Raw genomic sequence first — 20,652 nt, forward strand, 5'->3', positions numbered from 1 at the left:
ACCGGTTCCGGCTCCGGTTCGGCTGCCGGTTCAGGCTCCGGCTCCGGTTCGGGCGAGGCTTCCGACACGGGGGAGGAGAGATGAGCACGGTCGGCTGGCTGCCCGCCCCCGTCGAGGAACTCTTCGGCGCGGAGGCCACCGCCGAGGAGTCCTACGAGGTCCTGACCGTCGACGTCCCGCCGGCGTCCTGGACCGCGGCGCTCCGTACGGCACGTGACGAGCTGGGCTGCACGTACTTCGACTGGCTGAGCGCTGTCGACGAACCCGGCACGGGCTTCCGGGTCGCCGCCCACGTGGCCGCCCTGGCCCCGGTACGCCGACTGCTGCTGCGCACGACGGTGCCGCACGAGGCTCCGGTACTGGAGTCCGCGGTCACGGTCTACGCAGGCGCGGCCTGGCACGAACGCGAGACGCACGAGATGTTCGGCGTCACCTTCGAAGGCCACCCGGCCCTGGACCACCTCCTCCTCCCGGAGACTTTCGAGGGCCACCCCCTGCGCAAGGACTTCGTCCTGGCAGCCCGGGTCACCAAGGCCTGGCCCGGCGCGAAGGAACCGGGCGAGTCCGAACACGGCGGCCCCAAGCGCCGCCAGATGCTTCCCCCCGGCGTCCCCGACCCGAACGAGTGGGGCCCGCTGAAGGGCCAACTCCCGCCTGCCCCGGCCCGCCCGGCGCGGGGTGCGGGTCGCGCCGCGGGCGAACGTCCGACGCGAGCTGCGGGTGCGGCTGCCGGGGAGCGTCCGGTACGCCGTGCCCGGTCGGCTTCGGAAGGCTCCGCAAGCCAGGCCGCGGCGGCCGGTACGGCGGCACCTTCGGCGGAGGGCGCCCCCGCGGCGACTCCCCCGCGTCGAACGCGCAGCGCGAGCGAGGGCTCGGCGAGTCAGCAGGCGGGTACGGCGGCGGCCGGGACTACCGGTCCGGGGACCGGCGCCGCGGCCCCACGCCGGTCCCGCAGCGCGAGCGAGGGCTCCGCTTCCCAGCACACCCAGCCCTCGGCGGCCGAGGACACGCCCGCTGAGCCGCCCAGGACCCCCCGCAGCACGGACGCCCCCTGGCACGACGCCCGCCCGGCCTTCGAGGAACCGGCCGCGAAGGAGCCGACGCCGACGGATGAGCAGGCGCCTGAGGATGCCGGGGCGCCGACGGGCGAGCCGACACCGGCGGCCGAGAGCACGCCCGCCGAGCCGACGCCCCGCGAAGCCTCGACGCCCCCCGAAAGCTCGACGCCCACCAGCGCCCCGGCACCCTCCGAGGAACCGTCTCAGGCGGCGCCCCAGCCGGAACCGACGCCCGCCACCGAGGAGACCCCAGCGGCGCCCGAGCACGCCCGCGAGGACACCGCCGTACCCTCCGAGGCCCCCGAAGACTCCACCGAAGTCCACGACGCCCCGTCCGAAGCCCCCGAAGGCCCCTCCCAAGCCCCCGAAGACCCGAAGAACCCCGCTGGAGGCCCGCAGTGAACGACGCGCTTGACGTCACCCTGCGACTCCTCGTCGTGTTCGTCGTCTTCCTCACCTTCCCTCTGCTCATCGGCCAGACCGAGCACAAGGTGATGGCCCACATGCAGGGCCGCCTCGGCCCCATGTACGCCGGCGGCTTCCACGGCTGGGCCCAACTCGTCGCCGACGGTGTGAAGTTCGCGCAGAAGGAGGACGTGGTCCCGGCGGGCGCGGACCGCCGTATCTTCCAGCTCGCCCCCGCCGTAGCCCTGCTGCCGTACCTCCTCGTCCTCCTCGCCATCCCGATCGGCCCCGGTGAGGGTGCCGTCGGCGAGGTCATCGACGCGGGTGTCTTCTTCGTCCTGGCCGTGATGGGCGTGGGCGTCCTCGGCGCGCTGATGGCCGGCTGGGCCTCCGCCAACAAGTTCTCCCTCCTCGGCGGTCTGCGCACCGCCGCCCAGCTCCTCGCCTACGAACTCCCGATGCTCCTCGCCGCCGCCTCCGTCGCCATGGCGGCCGGCACGGTCTCCCTGCCCGGCATCCTCGACGCCTTCGAGTGGTGGTGGCTGCCCTGGCAGATCGTCGGCGCGATCGTCTTCTTCGTCGCGGGCCTCGCCGAACTCCAGCGCCCGCCTTTCGATATGCCGGTCGCCGACTCGGAGATCATCTTCGGCGCGTACACCGAGTACACGGGTCTGCGTTTCGCCCTGTTCCTCCTTGCCGAGTACGCCGGAATCGTCGTCCTGTGCGGCCTGACCACCGTCCTCTTCCTGGGCGGCTGGCACGGCCCCTGGGGTGCCGACGGTCTCGGCTGGGTCTGGACCTTGCTGAAGACCGCCCTCCTCGCCTTCGTCGTGATCTGGCTGCGCGTCACCTACCCCCGGCTGCGCGAGGACCAGCTCCAGAAGCTCTCCTGGACCCTCCTCGTCCCCCTCGCCCTCGCCCAGATCGCTCTCACCGGCATCGTCAAGGTGGTGATCGAGTAATGGCCCCCATCCCCGGCTCCGGCCTCGCCAAGGGCCTGGCCGTCACCCTTCGCACGATGACGAAGAAGTCCGTCACCGCGCAGTACCCGGACGCCCAGCCCCACCTCCCGCCCCGCACCCGCGGAGTGATCGGCCTGTTCGAGGAGAACTGCACGGTCTGCATGCTGTGCGCCCGTGAGTGCCCCGACTGGTGCATCTACATCGACTCCCACAAGGAGACGATCCCGGCCGCGGCCCCCGGCGGCCGCGAGCGCAGCCGCAATGTCCTCGACCGCTTCGCCATCGACTTCTCGCTCTGCATGTACTGCGGTATCTGCATCGAGGTCTGTCCTTTCGACGCGCTGTTCTGGTCCCCGGAGTTCGAGTACGCCGAGACCGACATCCTCGAGCTCACCCACGAGCGCGACAAGCTCCGCGAGTGGATGTGGACCGTGCCGGCCCCGCCCGCCCTCGACCCCGCCGCGGAGGAGCCCAAGGAGATCGTTGCGGCCCGCAAGACCGCGGAGAAACTCGCCGCCGCCCAGTCCGAGCCCGAGGAGGGACAGGCGTGATGCTCGCCGCGGACACCCACGGCTTCCTCTCCCCGACCGGCGTCGAGATCGCCTTCCTCCTCGTCGGCCTGGCCACTTTCGGCGCGGCCCTGGTCACCGTCACCACCCGGCAGTTGGTGCACGCCGCCCTGTGGCTCGTGGTCACCCTCGGCGGCCTTGCCGTCGAGTACCTCCTGCTCACCGCCGAGTTCATCGCCTGGGTGCAGGTCCTCATCTACGTCGGTTCCGTCGTCGTCCTCCTTCTGTTCGGTCTGATGCTCACCCGCGCCCCCATCGGCCGCTCCCCGGACGCCGACTCCGGCAACCGCTGGGCCGCCCTCACGGTGGCCGTCACCGCCGCGGCGGCCCTGATCTGGGTGGTCGTCGACGCCTTCCGCACCACCTGGATCGACCTCGACGGCGCCCCCGCCGGCTCCACCGAGGTCACCGGCAAGGCCCTCTTCCAGAACTGGGTCCTCCCCTTCGAGGCCCTCTCCGTCCTCCTCCTCGCCGCCCTGGTCGGCGCGATCGTCCTGTCCCGCAAGGCGAAGGCGGAGTCGAGCTCTCCCCCCGTGAACTCCCGGGCCTCCGCCGGTGGTTCCCCACCCGCCCCGGATCACCCGGTCGAGGGACATCCCCCCACCGAGCAGGAAGGCGGCCGCTGATGCACCTCGCCTACCCCGCCGTGCTCTCCGCCCTCCTCTTCTGCACGGGCCTCTACGGCGTCCTCGCCCGCCGCAACGCGATCCTGGTCCTGATGTCCGTCGAGCTCATGCTCAACGCCGTCAACCTCAACCTGGTCGCCTTCGACGTCTGGCTCAGCCGGACCGCCGAGGAGACCCTGCACTCCGGCCAGGCCCTGACCCTGTTCACCATCGCCATCGCCGCCGCCGAGATCGGCATCGGCCTGGCGATCGTCCTCGCCGTCTACCGCAACCGCGGCACCTCGGACATCGACAAGCTCCGCGACACCGCCGAGGGCCACGAGAGCGAGGCCCCCGCCGGCGAAGCGCCCGTCGACGAGCAGGCTGACGAGAAGGCTGAGGCCACCGCGTGACCACGACCACCCTCGCCGTCCTCGTCCCCCTCCTTCCGTTCCTCGGCGCCGCTGCCGGCCTGCTCCTGGGCCGCACGGCGCCCGGCTTCGTCCGCCCGCTCGCCGTCCTGCCGACGCTCACCTCCCTCGTCCTCGCCGTACTGGTCGCCGTCGACCAAGGCGGCGACCAGGCCGTGAACGCCGCCACCGAGCTCACGCCCACCGGCTCGGTCCCGATCGAACTCGCCCTGCACATCGACGGCTTCGCCGCCCTAGTGGCCGTCCTGGTCGGCCTCGTCGCCTCCTGCGTGCAGATCTACTCGACCGGCTACCTGCGCGACGACCCGCGCTATCCGTCGTACGCCGCTCTCGTCTCCCTGTTCACCTCCGCGATGCTGCTCGTCGTCTACTCCGGCGACCTGATGGTGCTGCTGGTCGGCTGGGAGATCATGGGCATCTGCTCGTACTTCCTGGTCGGCCACTACTGGGAGACCCCGGAGGCCCGCGCCGCCTCCCTCAAGGCCTTCCTGGTGACCAAGCTCGGTGACGTCCCCTTTCTCATCGGCCTGTTCGCGCTGGCCACCGACGCCGGGTCCTTCCGCATCACGAAGATCCTCGGCACCGTCGCGAGCGGCGGCCTCGACCACCCCACGCTGATCGCCCTGCTGCTCCTCGCGGGCGTGGCCGGCAAGTCCGCACAGTTCCCGCTGCACACCTGGCTCCCCGACGCGATGGCGGGCCCGACCCCCGTCTCCGCGCTGATCCACGCCGCGACGATGGTCGCCGCCGGTGTCTACTTCGTCGCCCGTCTCCTTCCGGTCTTCGAGGCCTCCCAGGCCGCGATGGTCGTCCTGGCCGTCATGGCCGCCGTCACGATGGCCGGCTCGGCACTCGCCGCGCTCGCCCAGGACGACATCAAGCGCGTCCTCGCCTACTCGACGATCGGCCAGCTCGGCTATATGACTGGCGCCCTCGCCGTCGCCGACCGCGGTGCCGCCGTCTTCCACCTCCTGTCCCACGGCGCCTTCAAGGCGCTGCTGTTCCTCGCGGCCGGCGTGATCATCCATGCCGCCGGCACCAACTCCCTGGCCGCCATGTCCCGCATGAAGGACCTGCGCGCCCGGGTCCCCGACGCCTACTGGACGATGACCGTGGCGCTCCTCGCGCTCGCCGCGATCCCGCCGTTCAGCGGTTTCTTCTCCAAGGAGTCCGTCCTCGGCGCCGCCGAGCACGTCTCCACCGGCCACACCGAGCACGCGCCCGGCGCCGCGGGCTGGGTGGTCCTGGTCGCCGCCCTGTTCACGGCCATGCTCACCGCGGCGTACGCGATGCGCCTGTGGCTGCTGGCCTTCCGGGGCCACGGAGCCGAGGCCCCGGACCACGGACGGCAGCCGCTGACCATGACAGTCGTGCTGTGGGTGCTGGCCGTGCCCTCGCTCGCCTTCGGCGGGTTCGCCTACGGAACGCTGCCCGACTGGTTCGACGGCCGTGACCTCGCCCCGACCCTGACCACCTCGGTCCTCGGCACCGGCCTGGCCCTGGTCGGCGGCATCGTCACCTACGCGGCCTGGCGGCACACCACCGCGCTCGCCGCCCGCGTCCCGCTGGGTGCGGTCGCGGCCCACCCCGCGGGCGACGCCGCACTGGTCGAGGCCGAGGCCATCGCCAGCCACGCGCCCGCGTACGGAGATGTGGCCTCGGCGCCCGATCCGGCGGACCCGGGCCGCCTCCTGCTCGGCCCGCTGCACCGCCACGCGGCCGTCGGCTTCCACCTGGATGCCGTGTACACGGCTCTCTTCGTCCGCCCGGTCCAGGCCGGCGCGAGTCTCGTCCGGTTCCTCGACCGCGAGGTCGTCGACACCTACGTACGCGGCGCGGGCGCTCTACCTCGCTGGCTCGGCATCGCCGTACGGCGTGCCCAGACCGGCAATGTGCAGACCTATGTGAGCGCGCTGCTCGCCGGAACCGTCGTCCTGGCGGTCGCCGCCGTCCTCGTCGCCACGGGAGCGTGAGCAGGCGTGATCGATATCAACGAGTCCGTGATGCAGTTCCTTCTGGCGTTCGTCGTCGTCGGCCCGCTCCTCGGCGCCGCCGCCGCTCTCCTGCCCGCCCCGCCCGGGCTGAAGGGGAAGTCGCCCGAGCAGGCGGTGCTGCGGCACGGGGTGACCGTCACCGGGGCGGTCCTCATCGCCGCGATCGTCCTCGCGCTCGGCTTCGACCATGACCAGCCGTCGAAGATGCAGGCCACGACCGACATCAGCTGGATCCCCGCACTCGACGTGCGCATCCACCTCGGCACTGACGGCATCTCCCTCCCCCTTCTGGTCCTGACCGCGCTGCTGACCTTCCTGTGCGCGCTCTACTCGTACTTCAAGATGCCCGCGGGCCCGACCCCGAAGGCGTTCGTCGCACTGCTGCTCGTCCTGGAGTCCGGCACCCTCGCCACCTTCGCCGTCCTCGACCTGCTGCTGTTCTTCCTCGCTTTCGAGATGGTCCTGATCCCGATGTACTTCCTCATCGCCCGCTGGGGCGGCGAGGGGCGGACCCAGGCCGCCTGGAAGTTCATCCTCTACACGCTGCTCGGTTCGGTCGTCATGCTGCTCGGCCTGCTCCTGATCGGGATCAAGGCGGGCACATTCGACATGGTGGCACTCGCCACTGACAACGGCCGGTCGCTGACCACATCCGTGCAGGTCATCGCCGTTTTGGCGATCGGTCTCGGGCTTGCGGTCAAGACGCCGATGTGGCCGCTGCACAGCTGGCTGCCGGACGCGCACACCGCCGCTCCGACGGTCGGCTCGGTCCTGCTGGCGGGTGTCCTGCTGAAGATGGGTACGTACGGGTTCGTCCGGATTCTCCTGCCGATCACGCCCGACGGCTTCGCCGACTTCGCTCCCTACCTCGCCGCCTTCGCCGTCGTCGGCATCATCTACGGATCCCTGGCCTGCCTGGCCCTCGCCAAGCAGGGCGCGAAGGGCGATCTCAAGCGCCTCATCGCCTACTCCTCCGTCGGCCACATGGGCTTCGTCCTGCTCGGCATCGCGACGATGACCCCGACCGGCGTGAACGGCGCCCTGTTCGCCAACATCGCCCACGGCCTCATCACCGGCCTGCTCTTCTTCCTGGTCGGCGCGCTGAAGGACCGCACCGGCAGCACCGACCTCGACACCCTCGCCCAGGAGACGGGAGCGGCGCTGTACGGCAAGGCCCCCCGTTTCGGCGGCCTGCTCGCCTTCGCCGCAGTCGCCTCCCTCGGACTGCCGGGCCTCGCCGGATTCTGGGGCGAGATGCTCGCCCTGTTCGGCGCCTTCGAACCCGCCGACGGCCTCAGCCGCCCGGCGTTCCTCACCTTCATGGCGATCGGCGCCTTCGGCACCCTGCTCACCGCCGCCTACCTGCTGGTCGTGGTCCGCCGGGTCTGCATGGGCGCCGTACCGCAACAGGCCCCGAAGCTCGCCGACGTACAGATGTACGAGTTCGCGGCCTGGACCCCGCTCGTCGCCCTCACCGTCGTCGCCGGCCTGTGGCCGAAGACCCTCCTCGGCCTGACCGACCCGGCCGTGCAGCAGCTTCTCGCAGGAGGCCCCCGATGAGCTCCCTGGCCCAGCCGCCGGCCGCGTCCCTCGTCCAGGACGTCGACTGGCTCGCCATCGCGCCGCCCACCATCGCGGCGGTCGTCGGACTCGTCGTCCTCGTCGCCGACCTCTTCGTCGGCAAGGACCGGAAGGCGCTGCTCGGCTGGGCGTCGGTCGCGGGCCTCGCCGCCTCGACACTGATGCTGCTGCCCCTCCTGGACGGCGACCGTTCCACCTTCTGCCTGACCGGCGCCCTCGACACCTGCAGCTACACCGCCGACCGCTTCACGCTCGTCCTGCAGCTCCTGGTCCTCGGCGGCGCCCTCCTGGCCGCCCTGCTGTCCGTCACCGCGCTCAAGGACGACGCCAAGCAACTCCCCGAAGGGGAGTTCTGGTTCCTGCTGCTCTCCTCCGCCGCGGGCGCCGCCCTCCTGCCCGCCTCCCGCGACCTCGCGACGCTCATCGTCGCCCTGGAAGTCGCCTCCCTGCCCGCGTTCGCCCTCGTCGGCCTCCGCCACGGCGACCGCAAGTCCTCCGAGGCGGCCCTGAAGTTCTTCCTGTCCTCGGTCACGGCGACCGCGGTCAGCCTGATGGGCATCAGCTTCGTGTACGCCTCGACGGGCACCCTGTACCTCACCCAGATCGCCGACCGGATCCAGAACGTCGACGGACAGCTCCACACCCTCACCCAGACCGGCGTCGTCCTCACCCTCGTCGGCTTCGCCTTCAAGACGGCCGCTGTCCCCTTCCACTTCTGGGTCCCCGACACCTACGTGGGAGCCCCCCTCCCCGTCGCCGCCTATCTCTCGGTCGTCGGCAAGGCCGTCGGCTTCTCCGGCCTGATCCTGATCACGGTCATCGCGCTTCCCTCGTACGCGGACGTCTGGGGCCCGGCCCTCGCCGCCCTGGCCGCCCTCACCATGACCGTCGGCAACGTCGGCGCCCTGCGCCAGCAGGCCACGCGCGCGTACAGCGCCGTACGCCTGCTCGCCTGGTCGTCCGTCGGCCAGGCCGGCTATCTCCTCGTACCGATCGCCGCCGCCGCGTACTCCGACGACGCCGAGCGCTCCATCGGCTCCACGCTCGCCTACGCCCTCATGTACGGCGCCGTGAACCTCGGCGCCTTCGCCGTGGCCGCCCTGGTGGGCCGTACGCGATCCCTCAACCGACTCACCGACTACCGCGGCCTGTACGCGCGCAACCCGATCTCCGCCCTCGTCCTGGCCTTCTTCCTGCTATGCCTCGCCGGACTGCCGCCGGGCATCATCGGCCTCTTCGCGAAGGTGACCGTCTTCTCGGCGGCCGTCGACGCGGGCCTGGGCTGGCTGGCCGTGGTCATGGCCGTCAACGTCGTGATCGCGCTGTTCTACTACCTCCAGTGGACGGCTCTGCTGTTCCGCGCCCCCGAGGGCGAGCCCGTCCGCCATGTCGGCCCCGTCCCCGTCACGGCGGCCATCTCCGTCACCGCCGTCCTGGCCGTCGCCCTGTCCGGCGCCCCGCAGCTGGTCCTGCGCTTCGCCGACACCGGCCTCTTCTAGGCAGCGGCGGCATCACCCGTACGGCCCATCGGCGGGGCCGTGCGGACCAGGGAACCCCAGACCCTCGCCTGGCGTTGACCAGTACGGGAGGGTCCACTGGACGTGTCACCACGGCACCAGTGGCATCGGAGATTCGACCAGCAAAGGGTTCCCCTGCCGCACCACTTGGAGGGCGTACCGTGCACCGCCGGCACAACGGGCTCAGGACCGCAGTACTCCTCGGGGGACTGTCCGCACTCATCATCGTCATCGGCGGCTTCTTCGGCCGTATGGGGCTCGTCATCGCTGTCGTCATCGCGCTGGGCACGAACGCGTACGCGTACTGGAACAGCGACAAACTCGCGCTACGCGCGATGCGCGCCCGCCCGGTGAGCGAGTTCGAGGCTCCGGCGCTGTACCGCATGGTCCGCGAGCTCTCCACCCAGGCCCGCCAGCCCATGCCACGCCTGTACATCTCCCCGACGGAGGCGCCGAACGCCTTCGCGACCGGCCGCAACCCGCGCAACGCCGCCGTGTGCTGCACCGAGGGCATCCTGCGCCTACTCGACGAACGCGAACTGCGCGGAGTCATCGGCCACGAGCTCAGCCATGTCTACAACCGCGACATATTGATCTCGTCGGTCGCCGGCGCCCTCGCCTCCGTGATCATGTTCCTGGTCAACTTCGCCTGGCTGATCCCGATCGGCCGCTCGGACGACGACGACGGCCCCGGCCTGTTCGGCATGCTGCTGATCATGATCCTGGGGCCGCTCGCCGCCGGCCTCATCCAACTCGCCATCAGCCGCTCCAGGGAGTACGAGGCGGACGCCTCCGGATCACAGCTCACCGGCGACCCGCTCGCCCTCGCGAGCGCCCTGCGCAAACTGGAAACGGGCACCAAGCAGCTTCCGCTGCCCCCGGAGCCGCGAATCGAGACGGCAAGCCACATGATGATTGCGAACCCCTTCCGGCCGGGACAGGGGCTGTCCAAGATGTTCTCCACCCACCCGCCGATGGCCGAGCGGATCGCGCGGCTCGAAAAGATGGCAGGACCCCGCCAGTGAAGACAATCCTGAACGTCATCTGGCTCGTCCTCAGCGGCTTCTGGCTCTTCCTCGCCTACCTGGTCGCGGGCGTGCTTCTCTGCATCACCATCATCGGCATCCCGTTCGGCATCGCCGCCTTCCGCATCGGCGTCTACGCCCTGTGGCCCTTCGGGTACACCACGGTCGAACGCCGTGACGCGGGCGCGCCGTCCTGCATCGGCAATGTCCTGTGGCTGATCCTGGCGGGCTGGTGGCTGGCGCTCGGCCATATCGTCACCGGCCTCCTCCTGTGCGTCACGATCATCGGCATCCCGCTCGGCATCGCCAACTTCAAGCTGCTCCCGGTGTCGTTGCTGCCGCTGGGACGCGAAATCGTGCGGACGGACCAGGCGTTCGCGTCGACGGGCTGGTAGCCGGCCGAGGTTTTCCACAGCCCGGCGGTTGTCCACAGGCCGACTGGATTGTCAGTGCCGGCTTGCATCATGAACGCATGACCGAGATCGAGCAGTTGCTGGCACGGGTGGCGGCCAAGGCGCGCAACACCCACCCGTGGGGCTGGACTTCCCTCCCCGAGCCCGTGGACGCAGCCGCCCCGGCCCGCGCCGAGGCCGCACTGGGCTTCCCCCTGCCGCCGCTGCTCGCCGAGCTCTACCTGCGCATAGGAGACGGCGGATTCGGCCCGGAGTACGGCCTGTTGCCCCTGCTCGACAGCCCTCCGTCCGGCGAGCCCGCGGCCGTCGTGCAGTACCTCGCCAACCGAGAAAGCGGCCGCAAGGACCCCGACTGGCCCTGGCCCGAGGGAGTCCTGCCGATATCCCACTGGGGCTGCGCGATGTACGCGTGCGTGGACTGCCACGCCCCCGAGGCCCCGGTCCTGCTCTTCGAGCCGAACGCCGACACCAGCGACCACGCCTGGTACGTGGACGCGCCCAGCCTCGAACAGTGGTTGCGCACCTGGGTCGAGGGAACCGGCTGGTACGAGGAGACGAACGACGACATGGACATGGCCCCGTGGACCGACTTCCGCATACGGACAGCGCGGGCTTCGTAAAACACCGGGAGCCGGAGCAGCGTGCCGCAGGGCCTACCGCGCCGCCGTCCACCGCCGTACGCCGTACGCGACGACCCCCACCACCAGCACCGCGGCACCGACGACCACCGAAACCCAGGGCAGCGCGAACGCCAGGACCACGCACCCGAGAAGACCCACCGCCGGCACCGCCCGCGCCGACACTCCCGACCCGAGCGTCCAGGCCGAGGCGTTGGCCACCGCGTAGTACGCCAGCACACCGAAGGAGGAGAACCCGATGGCGCCACGCACATCCACCGTGGCGGCCAGCACCGCGACCACCCCGCCCACCGCGAGCTCTGCCCGGTGCGGCACCTGGAAACGCGGGTGCACGGCCGCCAGAGCGCCGGGCAGATGCCGGTCACGCGCCATGGCAAGCGTCGTCCGGGAGACACCCAGGATCAGGGCGAGCAGCGAGCCCAGCGCGGCCACGGCGGCACCGACCCGTACGACCGGCACCAGCCCCGGCACCCCGGCGGCCCGTACCGCGTCGGCCAGCGGCGCGTCCGCGTTCCCGAGACCGCCGGCGCCCAGTACGGACAGGACGGCCACCGCCACGCACGCGTACACCGCGAGCGCGATACCGAGGGCGATCCAGATCGCCCGGGGGATGGTGCGGGCAGGGTCCCGCACCTCCTCGGCGAGGGTCGCGATGCGCGCGTACCCGGCGAACGCGAAGAACAGCAGACCGGCCGCCTGAAGCACCCCGCCCAGACCACCGGAGGTCCCGATGTCCAGCCGCCCGGCATCGGCCTGACCGGACGACAGGCACACGACCACGACGGAAGCGAGGACAGCCAGCACCACCGCCACGATCGCCCGCGTCAGCCAGGCGGACTTCTGGACGCCGCCGTAGTTCACCGCGGTCAGCGCCACCACGGCGGCGACCGCCACCGCGTGCGCCTGGTCCGGCCAGACGTACGCACCCACGGTGAGCGCCATCGCCGCACAGGAGGCCGTCTTCCCGACCACGAACGCCCAGCCCGCGAGATAGCCCCAGAACTCCCCGAGCCGCTCGCGGCCATACACATAGGTGCCGCCGGAGGCCGGGTACAGGGCGGCCAGCCGCGCCGAGGAGGTGGCGTTGCAGTAGGCGACCACGGCGGCGACCGCGAGCCCGAGCAGCAGCCCGGTGCCGGCCGCGCGTGCCGCGGGTGCCAGGGCGGCGAAGATTCCGGCCCCGATCATCGAGCCGAGCCCGATGACCACGGCGTCGCCCACACCGAGGGTGCGCCGAAGCCCGGCAGCGGACTGTGTCATGGGCCGAACCCTACTGATCAATGCAACCGCCGAGTGCGGCGATGACGTCCTCGTCAGCAACAGACGGCGAACAGAAGCGCGAACGCGGACACGAGCGTGAGCGCGCGCAGCACACGACCGACGAGCACAGCCTGTCCGGACGAAGATCACAGCATCCGGACAGTGCGGGCACAGCACGGAAGGGCAGGTTCACGGCATGGGCATCATCAGCTGGATCATCCTGGGGCTGTTGGCCGGAGCCATCGCCAAGTTCCTGCTGCCGGGCCGCGACCCGGGCGGTTTCATCGGGACGACCGTGATCGGCATAACGGGCGCGTTCATCGGCGGCTGGATCTCGGCCCGCTGGCTGGACCACCCCATCGCCAAGGACTTCTACGACGGTGCCACCTGGGCGGCCGCGATAGGCGGCTCGCTGGTTCTCCTGGTCGCCTACCGCATCCTGTTCGGTAACTCGCGCGCCTGAGCACATCCCCCGAACCGCAGCCAGCAGGCGGGAAGGGCGGGCACCCGCCAGGTGCCCGCCCTTTCTCGCGGAGGCTCACCGCCGCTCATGCCCCCGAGCCGGTCGCCACGGACGCGGCAGCGCCCCGGCTGATCACCGGTAGTTCACAAACTGCAGCGCGAAGTCGAAGTCCTTGCCCTTCAGCAGGGCGATGATGGCCTGAAGATCGTCGCGGCTCTTGGAGCTGACGCGGAGCTCTTCGCCCTGGACCTGGGCCTTCACGCCCTTCGGGCCCTCGTCACGGATGATCTTCGCGACCTTCTTGGCGTTCTCCTGGGAGATGCCCTCCTGGATCGACGCGAAGATCTTGTACTCCTTGCCGGAGAGCTGCGGCTCGCCCGCGTCCAGCGCCTTCAGCGAGATGCCGCGCTTGATCAGCTTGGACTGGAAGACGTCGAGGACGGCGTTCACCCGGTCCTCGGAGTTCGCCTCCATCAGGATCTTGTCACCGGACCACGAGATCGAGGCGCCCACGCCCTTGAAGTCGTAGCGCTGCGAGATCTCTTTGGCGGCCTGGTTGAGGGCGTTGTCGACCTCCTGCCGCTCGACCTTCGAGACGATGTCGAAACTGGAGTCGGCCATGTCCTGTGGCTCCTTGTATCGGGGTCCGTGTCGGGTGCGTATCGGCGTACGTGGGGGCGACCGCCGAGCCCGGCATAGGTCCCGGGCCGCATCCGGATAAGCCTAGCCATCCCCGGTCCTCGGGACGGAGATCAATCGGGTGGCGAACCACCCCTCGGCATCGGGTATTGTTTACGTCGTTGCCGGGGAACGCAGCCGAGAGGCCGTTCGAAGGACAACAAACCCGGCGGTGTGCCCGAGCGGCCAAAGGGAGCAGACTGTAAATCTGCCGGCTCAGCCTTCCCAGGTTCGAATCCTGGCGCCGCCACTTTGGGGAAGACCCCCTCAGGACTGTGGAAACACAGAGCTGAGGGGGTCTCTTCGTGTGCGGCCGTTCCCCGGGCACACTGACCCCATGACCACTCGTCGCAGAAGATGCCCCGAGTGTCGTCGGGAGATCGCCGTGGTTGCTGGGCGGTTCGCGCGGCACGATCCGCCCGGTGCTCGGGGGAGCGGGGAGCTCGTTTCGTGTGCTGGGTCTCGGCGGCCGGCGGAACTCGGTGCTGTGCAGCCGTCGTTGGACGGGTACGTCGTGCCCGAGTTTCCCGGTCAGTTGCCGCTGTTCTGAGGGTTTGACGACCTCAGTTGCCCGCCACCGACTTCACCGCCACCGGTGCAGAGCCGCTGATCAACTCCAGGGTCAGTCCGGACGTGGCCGGGGTGTCGATCAGTTCTGCGAGTACGGCGGCCACGTCGTCCCGTGGGATCGGGCCGCGGCCCGTGTGGGCCTCCAGGCGGACCAGGCCCGTGCCGGCGTCGTCCGTCAGCATGCCGGGGCGCAGCACCGTCCAGTCCAGGGCGGTCAGGCCGCGTACGTACTCGTCCGCCTCGCCCTTCGCCCGCAGGTACACGTCGAAGACCTCACTGCCCTCGTGCTTGGGGTTCGCGCCCATCGACGACACGACCACGTACCGGCGTACGCCCGCCCGCACCGCCGCGTCCGCGAACAGGATCGCCGCGTCCTTGTCCACCGTCTCCTTGCGGGTCGCCCCACTGCCCGGCCCGGCGCCCGCCGCGAAGACCGCCGCGTCCGCACCCTGCAAATGCGCCGCGACCTCCTCCACCGACGCCGACTCCAGGTCCAGCAGCACCGGTTCGGCACCCGCCTCCCGCAGATCGGCGCCCTGTTCGGCGCGGCGGATGATGCCCGCGACCTCGTCTCCGCGCGCGGAGAGCAGCCGCTCCAGCCGCAGCGCGATCTGACCATGACCTCCAGCGATGACAATGCGCATGTCTTCGACCGTACGCCCGGACGGCCGCATCCGCCGCACGACTTCCCACGGCCCGCGCCCTGACCGAGGGCGCCCCGACGGCGCGCCCAGCGACAGGCGCGCGCACCCCGCTCCGGCTACCCGACGGCTCTCAGCGCGACTTACTCAGCCCGACACGCCCCGCACGCCCGAGCGTTACCCTGCCCGCCCGCGCCGCGCCAACCCCACGCGCCTGGCGCATTTCGCATCCCGCACGCCCAGCGCGTCCCAAAGCTCGCGCGCTCCGCGCACGCCGAGTTCCGCACGCTCCGCGCACACCGCAGGCCCGCGCCCCGCGCACGCAACACACCACGCACCCGGCGCACACCGCACCCGCCAGCCACACCCGCACACCCCCCGCCCCCTCAAGAAACCTCCCCCCGCCCCTGCCGAGGCAGCCCCAACTCCACCGCCACCGCAGAGTTGCAGTACTCCCGCACCGCGCTCGTCCGTGCAACCACACGCCCCCGATGCACCACGATCCGGCTGTACGCCAACGACAACGCCCCCGCCAGCCGCTCCCCCCGCACCGCCAGCAGGTCCGCCGGAAACCCCGCCTCGACGCGTACCTCGGGCAGCCCCAGGACCGTCCGCGCCGCTGAACTCACCGTGTCGTAGGCGTCCTCGGGGCCCAGCCCGTAGCGGGAGGCCAGCAGATACGCCGCCTCCAGGGGGTCACCGCGCCCCACTGGGTTGGACACGTCCCGCAGCGCCCCGCTCCCCGCCGCCACCCGCACCCCGGCCGCGCGCAGCAGCCGTACCGGCGCGGTCCCTCGCCGTTCCACGCCCCCGCAGCCGCCCTGCGGCAGGCACACCACCGTCACACCGGCCGCGGCGAGTTGGTCCGCCGTCCGGGAGGCCGCGTCGGCCGGGAGCCGCCCCAGGCCGCCGCACGGGCCCAGTGTCACCCCGGGGCGCAATCCGCCCGCCATGGCCGCCAGCCGGGACAGCCGGGCCGGGTCCTCGGCGTCCGTGTGCAGGTCGACGGGGCAGCCGTGCTCGGAGGCCAGGTCCAGGACCGCCTCCACATATCCCGTCGGATCGGGGTCGAGATCCGGACAGCCACCCACCACCGAGGCGCCCATCTTCAGTGCGTCCCGCAGCATGGCGAGCCCGTCCGCCCCGGCCACGCCGGTCAGCAGCCGCGGCACCGCCACCGCGGTCAGCTCGGTGAGCCCGCGCAGGGAACGCCGTGCGCGCAGAACGGCGGCCAGCGCCCCGAGCCCCTGGACGTCGCCCACGCGCACGTGTGCCCGCAACGCGGTCGCTCCGTGGCCGAGCTGGAGCAAAGCCGCCTCCGTAGCCCGGCGCTGGACGTCCTGGGGGTCGTACGAGATCGGTCCTTCGGCGTCGGCCGAGAGGGCGGTGTCGCCGTGGGCGTGGGGTTCGGCGGGGGCCGGCAGGAGGAGATAGCCGGTGAGGTCCACACGCGCGCCGCACGCGCGCGTGCCGCTCGCCGCCAGGCTCCCGGCCGTGCCCACCGCCTCGATACGCCCGCCGCCCAGCCGGACGTCCACGGTGCGCCCGTCGGTCAGCCGTGCCCCGCACAGCAGCAGAGCGGCCGGATCGGGCGGCCCGGACGGCCCCGGAGAGGACGACGAGGACGACGAGTGGGGCGGCTGGGGCTGGCTGTCGGGCATCGCGCTCCAGGTGCTCGGGGACTGCGAGGGGGCTGCGAGGGGGCTGCGACGGGCTGCGAGGAAGTGCGAGGTGGTCTGAGGACGTGCGAGGAGGACTGCGCAGGGGACTGCGTACGAGGGCTGCGCGGGGACGCAAGATCACGCAGAGTGAGTCGAGCCTAGGGCGGTGATCCGCTCGTGGCCGGGAGGAGCGCAATAGTCGTACCGGTGTGGTCATCCGTGCGCGAGCAGCGTGGATGGCGTACCGCGGTGGCGTTTGAGGTGCCTGGGAAGCCCGCCGGTTCGGGGTGACGAGGGTGCCGCGAAACGGATTTGGGTGAACGGCGGCCGAGCGTGTAATGTCTTCATCGCTCGCCCCAATAGCTCAGTCGGCAGAGCGTCTCCATGGTAAGGAGAAGGTCAACGGTTCGATTCCGTTTTGGGGCTCTGGTGTGGGAGGTTCCCGTCGCAAGACGGGAACTGATCGCATCACAGCGGTGTAGCTCAGTCGGTAGAGCAAGCGGCTCATAATCGCTGTGTCACCGGTTCAAGTCCGGTCACCGCTACTGACAGTAGCCGATTGCGGGGTCGGTCCTTCGATCGGCTACTCTTGCTTGCGTTAATGTCCTATCCGTTCGTCAAGGAGCACTCACGTGGCTGCCACCGACGTCCGCCCGAAGATCACGCTGGCCTGCGTGGAGTGCAAGGAGCGGAACTACATCACCAAGAAGAACCGGCGTAACAACCCGGACCGTCTTGAGATGAAGAAGCACTGCCCGCGTTGCAAGGCGCACACCGCGCACCGCGAGACGCGATAAATCAGGCTCGTACGCGAGGCCGTCCCCGTAACAGGGGGCGGCCTCGCGTCGTTTCATCGGCCGGAACCGAGCGGTAACCCATCGGGCCGGCTCCGGGAAATCACAGCTGACACCAGGAGGTGCCGAGCCCATGGCGCTCGACCAGTCCTTCGTCGGGCGGAGCTATCCGCCCACCGACCCCTACGAGGTCGGCCGCGAGAAGATCCGTGAGTTCGCGGAGGCTGTGGGGGACGCCAACCCGGCGTACACGGACCCGGAGGCCGCCAAGGCGCTCGGCCACCCCGATGTGATCGCTCCGCCGACCTTTGTGTTCGCGATCACCTTCAAGGCGGCCGGAGAGGTCATCACCGACCCCCAGCTCGGCCTCGACTACAGCCGAGTGGTGCACGGCGACCAGAAGTTCGCGTACGTCCGCCCGGTGCGCGCAGGTGACCGGCTGACGGTCACCTCGACCATCGAGGCGATCAAGTCCCTCGCGGGCAACGACATCCTGGACATCCGCGGTGAGGTCCACGACGAGGCGGGGGAGCACGTCGTGACCGCCTGGACGAAGCTGGTCGCCCGCGCGGCCGAGGAGGCGTGAGCAACCCCATGACGGCGAAGATTACGTACGCCGACGTCGAGGTCGGCACCGAGCTGCCCGCGCAGACGTTCCCCGTGACCCGTGCCACGCTCGTCCAGTACGCGGGCGCCTCGGGCGACTTCAACCCGATCCACTGGAACGAGAAGTTCGCCAAGGAGGTCGGGCTGCCGGACGTCATCGCGCACGGCATGTTCACCATGGCCGAGGCGATTCGCGTGGTGACCGACTGGGCCGGTGACCCGGGCGCGGTCGTCGAGTACGGCGTCCGCTTCACCAAGCCCGTGGTCGTCCCGAACGACGACCAGGGCGCCACGATCGAGGTCAGCGGCAAGGTCGCGGCCAAGCTCGACGACAACACCGTCCGGGTGGACCTGACGGCGACCAGTGCCGGGCAGAAGGTGCTGGGGATGTCGCGGGCGGTCGTTCGGCTGGCCTGAGACGTAGGGGTGTAAGGGGCGTTCTCCATTGGGGGGCGCCCCTTACGGCGTTGAGGCCCCCTACCGGCCCAAACGGGCCACGGGTGGACGGAGTTCCACGGGGGACGGGGTTCCGCGGTGGATGGGTTCCACGGGGGACAGGGTTCCTCGGTGGATGGGTTCCACGTGGACGGGTTCCACGTGGACGGTAACTGGCGGCACAGACCAGGCACCCCCTTGACGTAGTTAGTGATTGAGTACTAACTTACTTGCATGGTCAGGATGAGCGCAGAAGAGAGGCGCGAGAGCGTCATCCGCGCGGCGATGACGGAGTTCGCCCGCGGTGGCTATCACGGCACGTCGACCGAGGTCATCGCCAGGCGGGTCGGGGTGTCGCAGCCGTATCTCTTCCGGCTCTTCCCGGGCAAGAAGGCGATCTTTCTGGCGGCGGCGCAGCGATGTGTCGAGGACACCATCCGCACCTTCGCTGAGGCCTCCAAGGGCCTCGAGGGCGAAGAGGCCCTGCATGCCATGGCGAACGCGTACACCGAGGTCATCGTGGAGCATCCCGAGCGGCTGCTGATGCAGATGCAGATGTACGTCGCCGTGGGGGCCGCCGAGAAGGAGGGCGACCACGAGTTCGGCGCCGCCGTGCGCGACGGCTGGATGCGGCTGTGGGACACCGTTCACCTGCCGCTGGGTGCCGACGTCAACGAGACGACGACCTTCATGGCGTACGGAATGCTCGTCAACTGCCTGGTCGCCATGGGATTCCCGCCCGAACACCGGGTGTGGGAAGGGCTCTACCCGTCCGCCCGTGCCAAGGGACGGCTCGAACACTGAAATCCGGAAAGGCGTGTCCGGCGCTTTTTCATGATCGTAAAAGTTAGTCATCAATAACTAACCAAAGACTCGTGATCACCCTCTGGGGGAGAGATGTCACAGCAGCAGACCGCACCTCGCGGAGGACCCGTCTGGGCCCTCGTCATCACCAGCGTCGCCGGATTCATGGCGGCCCTCGACAACCTCGTCGTCACCACCGCCCTGCCCTCCATCCGTGAGGACCTCGGCGGGGCGCTGCACGACCTGGAGTGGACGGTGAGCGCGTACACGCTCACCTTCGCCGTCCTGCTGATGTTCGGCGCGGCGCTCGGCGACCGTTTCGGCCGCCGTCGGCTCTTCCTCGTCGGGATCACGATCTTCACCGGGGCCTCCGCCGCCGCGGCCATGGCCCCCGGTATCGACTCCCTGATCGCCGCCCGCGCGGTGCAGGGCGTCGGCGCGGCGATCATGATGCCCTTGACGCTGACCCTGCTGACCGCTGCCGTGCCCGCCGCCAAGCGCGGTATGGCGTTCGGGATATGGGGCGCCGTCAACGGGCTCGCCGTGGCCTCCGGGCCGCTCATCGGCGGCACCCTCACCGAGCACATCTCCTGGCAGTGGATCTTCTGGCTGAACGTTCCGCTCGGCCTGATCCTGCTGCCGCTCGCCCGCCTCCGCCTCGCCGAGTCCCACGGCACCGGCTCCCGGCTCGATGTCCCCGGCACCCTTCTCGCCAGCGGTGGCCTCTTCGGCATCGTCTTCGGCCTGGTCCGCGGCCCCGCCGACGGCTGGACCGCCCCCCTGGTCCTGACCGGCCTGTTCGCCGGAGGTGCGCTCCTCGTCGGGTTCGTCCTCTACAGCACCCGCGCCAAGAACCCCATGCTCCCGATGCGGCTCTTCCGCTCCCGCGCCTTCTCCGGGATCAACGCCGCCAGCATGCTGATGTTCCTCGGCATGTTCGGCTCGATCTTCCTGCTCAGCCAGTACATGCAGGGCGTGCTCGGCTACTCGCCCACCGAGGCGGGCCTGCGGATGCTGCCCTGGACCGGTATGCCGATGCTCGTCGCGCCGATCGCCGGCATCCTCTCCGACCGGATCGGCGGCCGCCCCGTCGTCGCCACCGGCCTCTTCCTGCAGGCCGCCGGCCTCGGCTACCTCGCCAACGTCATCACCGCGGACGCCTCCTACGGCGTCCAGCTGCCCGGCCTGGTCATCAGCGGTATCGGCATGGCCCTGTTCTTCGCACCGGCCTCCGCCCTCGTGATGTCCAGCGTCCGGGCCACCGAGCAGGGCATCGCCTCCGGCGCCAACAACGCCCTGCGCGAAGTCGGCGGCGCGCTCGGCATCGCCATCATGTCGTCGATCTTCGCGGCCCAGGGCGGCTACGAGACCGGACAGACCTTCGTCGACGGACTGAAGCCCGCCCTGGTGACCGGCGCCGCCCTGGTGGCCCTCGCCGGAGTCGCGGCCCTGTGCATCCCGGGTCGCCGGCGCACCGAGCCCACCGACACCCCACAGACCCCCGCCCCCGTACTTGAGACCGTCGGCCGCTGAGGAGGACGT

At 70.6% G+C, this 20,652-nt stretch carries 22 protein-coding genes and 3 tRNA genes; 21 read left to right on the forward strand and 4 right to left on the reverse strand.

All coding sequences use genetic code 11. The features are described 5' to 3' along the window. Positions 1–80: 80 nt before the first annotated feature. The 11 genes from OHT76_RS25625 to OHT76_RS25675 all read left to right on the forward strand — a co-directional run bounded on the left by OHT76_RS25625 (position 81) and on the right by OHT76_RS25675 (position 11,180). Positions 81–1,460: an NADH-quinone oxidoreductase subunit C gene (locus OHT76_RS25625; protein WP_328873214.1), complete on the forward strand. Its 1,380-nt coding sequence runs from the start codon at positions 81–83 to the stop codon at positions 1,458–1,460. After that, entirely contained in the window at positions 1,457–2,425 is a 969-nt protein-coding gene (locus OHT76_RS25630) for a complex I subunit 1/NuoH family protein (RefSeq protein WP_315886121.1), read from the forward strand. Before OHT76_RS25625 ends, OHT76_RS25630 begins: the two co-directional genes overlap by 4 nt. After that, positions 2,425–2,976 carry a NuoI/complex I 23 kDa subunit family protein gene (locus OHT76_RS25635; protein WP_328873215.1) on the forward strand — a complete coding sequence of 184 codons (552 nt, stop codon included), beginning with the start codon at positions 2,425–2,427 and terminating at the stop codon, positions 2,974–2,976. Before OHT76_RS25630 ends, OHT76_RS25635 begins: the two co-directional genes overlap by 1 nt. After that, positions 2,976–3,620, forward strand: coding sequence for an NADH-quinone oxidoreductase subunit J family protein (locus OHT76_RS25640; RefSeq protein ID WP_328876619.1), 645 nt, complete (start codon positions 2,976–2,978; stop codon positions 3,618–3,620). Before OHT76_RS25635 ends, OHT76_RS25640 begins: the two co-directional genes overlap by 1 nt. After that, the gene (nuoK, locus tag OHT76_RS25645) at positions 3,620–4,012 is read left to right on the forward strand and encodes an NADH-quinone oxidoreductase subunit NuoK (RefSeq protein ID WP_328873216.1); all 393 of its coding nucleotides are present in this window, start codon (positions 3,620–3,622) and stop codon (positions 4,010–4,012) included. Before OHT76_RS25640 ends, nuoK begins: the two co-directional genes overlap by 1 nt. Further along, positions 4,009–6,003, forward strand: coding sequence for an NADH-quinone oxidoreductase subunit 5 family protein (locus OHT76_RS25650; protein WP_328873217.1), 1,995 nt, complete (start codon positions 4,009–4,011; stop codon positions 6,001–6,003). Before nuoK ends, OHT76_RS25650 begins: the two co-directional genes overlap by 4 nt. Before the next feature lie 6 nt (positions 6,004–6,009). Beyond that, positions 6,010–7,584: a complex I subunit 4 family protein gene (locus tag OHT76_RS25655; protein WP_328873218.1), complete on the forward strand. Its 1,575-nt coding sequence runs from the start codon at positions 6,010–6,012 to the stop codon at positions 7,582–7,584. After that, positions 7,581–9,104, forward strand: a complete 1,524-nt coding sequence (locus OHT76_RS25660; protein WP_328873219.1) for an NADH-quinone oxidoreductase subunit N — start codon at positions 7,581–7,583, stop codon at positions 9,102–9,104. Before OHT76_RS25655 ends, OHT76_RS25660 begins: the two co-directional genes overlap by 4 nt. A gap of 179 nt (positions 9,105–9,283) precedes the next feature. Further along, the gene (gene htpX, locus OHT76_RS25665; RefSeq protein ID WP_328873220.1) at positions 9,284–10,147 is read left to right on the forward strand and encodes a zinc metalloprotease HtpX; all 864 of its coding nucleotides are present in this window, start codon (positions 9,284–9,286) and stop codon (positions 10,145–10,147) included. Then, the gene (locus tag OHT76_RS25670) at positions 10,144–10,542 is read left to right on the forward strand and encodes a YccF domain-containing protein (protein WP_328873221.1); all 399 of its coding nucleotides are present in this window, start codon (positions 10,144–10,146) and stop codon (positions 10,540–10,542) included. The genes htpX and OHT76_RS25670 overlap by 4 nt, the downstream gene beginning before the upstream one ends. A 77-nt stretch (positions 10,543–10,619) precedes the next feature. Further along, the gene (locus tag OHT76_RS25675; RefSeq protein ID WP_328873222.1) at positions 10,620–11,180 is read left to right on the forward strand and encodes an SMI1/KNR4 family protein; all 561 of its coding nucleotides are present in this window, start codon (positions 10,620–10,622) and stop codon (positions 11,178–11,180) included. A gap of 33 nt (positions 11,181–11,213) precedes the next feature. Here OHT76_RS25675 and OHT76_RS25680 read toward each other — a convergent pair whose 3' ends face one another. Continuing rightward, a complete protein-coding gene (locus OHT76_RS25680) occupies positions 11,214–12,458 on the reverse strand; it encodes an APC family permease (protein WP_328873223.1) in 1,245 nt (414 codons plus the stop codon). Between the two features lie 196 nt (positions 12,459–12,654). Between OHT76_RS25680 and OHT76_RS25685 the strand changes: the two genes are divergently transcribed. After that, complete coding sequence (locus OHT76_RS25685) at positions 12,655–12,921, forward strand: GlsB/YeaQ/YmgE family stress response membrane protein (RefSeq protein WP_328873224.1); 267 nt, start codon at positions 12,655–12,657, stop codon at positions 12,919–12,921. Between the two features lie 132 nt (positions 12,922–13,053). Here the strand turns inward: OHT76_RS25685 and OHT76_RS25690 are convergent, their stop codons facing one another. Beyond that, on the reverse strand, positions 13,054–13,542 hold the full coding sequence (locus OHT76_RS25690; RefSeq protein ID WP_328873225.1) for a YajQ family cyclic di-GMP-binding protein: 489 nt from the start codon (positions 13,540–13,542) through the stop codon (positions 13,054–13,056). A 225-nt stretch (positions 13,543–13,767) separates the two neighbouring features. On the opposite strand from OHT76_RS25690, the gene OHT76_RS25695 reads away from it, so the two are divergent. Both OHT76_RS25695 and OHT76_RS25700 read left to right on the forward strand, forming a co-directional pair. Next, positions 13,768–13,849 (forward strand) — tRNA-Tyr (locus OHT76_RS25695). A gap of 87 nt (positions 13,850–13,936) precedes the next feature. Continuing rightward, complete coding sequence (locus tag OHT76_RS25700; protein ID WP_328873226.1) at positions 13,937–14,149, forward strand: hypothetical protein; 213 nt, start codon at positions 13,937–13,939, stop codon at positions 14,147–14,149. Between the two features lie 13 nt (positions 14,150–14,162). Here OHT76_RS25700 and OHT76_RS25705 read toward each other — a convergent pair whose 3' ends face one another. After that, positions 14,163–14,813, reverse strand: a complete 651-nt coding sequence (locus tag OHT76_RS25705) for an SDR family oxidoreductase (RefSeq protein ID WP_328873227.1) — start codon at positions 14,811–14,813, stop codon at positions 14,163–14,165. Positions 14,814–15,196: 383 nt separating this feature from the next. Continuing rightward, a complete protein-coding gene (locus tag OHT76_RS25710; RefSeq protein ID WP_328873228.1) occupies positions 15,197–16,471 on the reverse strand; it encodes an amidohydrolase family protein in 1,275 nt (424 codons plus the stop codon). Between the two features lie 353 nt (positions 16,472–16,824). On the opposite strand from OHT76_RS25710, the gene OHT76_RS25715 reads away from it, so the two are divergent. The 7 genes from OHT76_RS25715 to OHT76_RS25745 all read left to right on the forward strand — a co-directional run bounded on the left by OHT76_RS25715 (position 16,825) and on the right by OHT76_RS25745 (position 20,643). Next, positions 16,825–16,897, forward strand: a tRNA-Thr gene (locus OHT76_RS25715). Positions 16,898–16,943: 46 nt separating this feature from the next. After that, a tRNA-Met gene (locus OHT76_RS25720) sits at positions 16,944–17,016 on the forward strand. Between the two features lie 87 nt (positions 17,017–17,103). Further along, positions 17,104–17,268, forward strand: coding sequence for a 50S ribosomal protein L33 (gene rpmG / locus OHT76_RS25725; protein WP_006347275.1), 165 nt, complete (start codon positions 17,104–17,106; stop codon positions 17,266–17,268). A 130-nt stretch (positions 17,269–17,398) separates the two neighbouring features. After that, entirely contained in the window at positions 17,399–17,851 is a 453-nt protein-coding gene (locus OHT76_RS25730) for a MaoC family dehydratase N-terminal domain-containing protein (protein WP_328873229.1), read from the forward strand. 8 nt (positions 17,852–17,859) lie between these two features. After that, positions 17,860–18,288: a MaoC family dehydratase gene (locus tag OHT76_RS25735; protein ID WP_328873230.1), complete on the forward strand. Its 429-nt coding sequence runs from the start codon at positions 17,860–17,862 to the stop codon at positions 18,286–18,288. Between the two features lie 252 nt (positions 18,289–18,540). Continuing rightward, positions 18,541–19,110, forward strand: a complete 570-nt coding sequence (locus OHT76_RS25740; protein ID WP_328873231.1) for a TetR/AcrR family transcriptional regulator — start codon at positions 18,541–18,543, stop codon at positions 19,108–19,110. Between the two features lie 93 nt (positions 19,111–19,203). After that, the gene (locus tag OHT76_RS25745) at positions 19,204–20,643 is read left to right on the forward strand and encodes an MFS transporter (RefSeq protein WP_328873232.1); all 1,440 of its coding nucleotides are present in this window, start codon (positions 19,204–19,206) and stop codon (positions 20,641–20,643) included. Positions 20,644–20,652: the final 9 nt, after the last annotated feature.

It is taken from the genome of Streptomyces sp. NBC_00287 (assembly GCF_036173105.1).
In the GTDB taxonomy this organism is placed as follows: domain Bacteria; phylum Actinomycetota; class Actinomycetes; order Streptomycetales; family Streptomycetaceae; genus Streptomyces.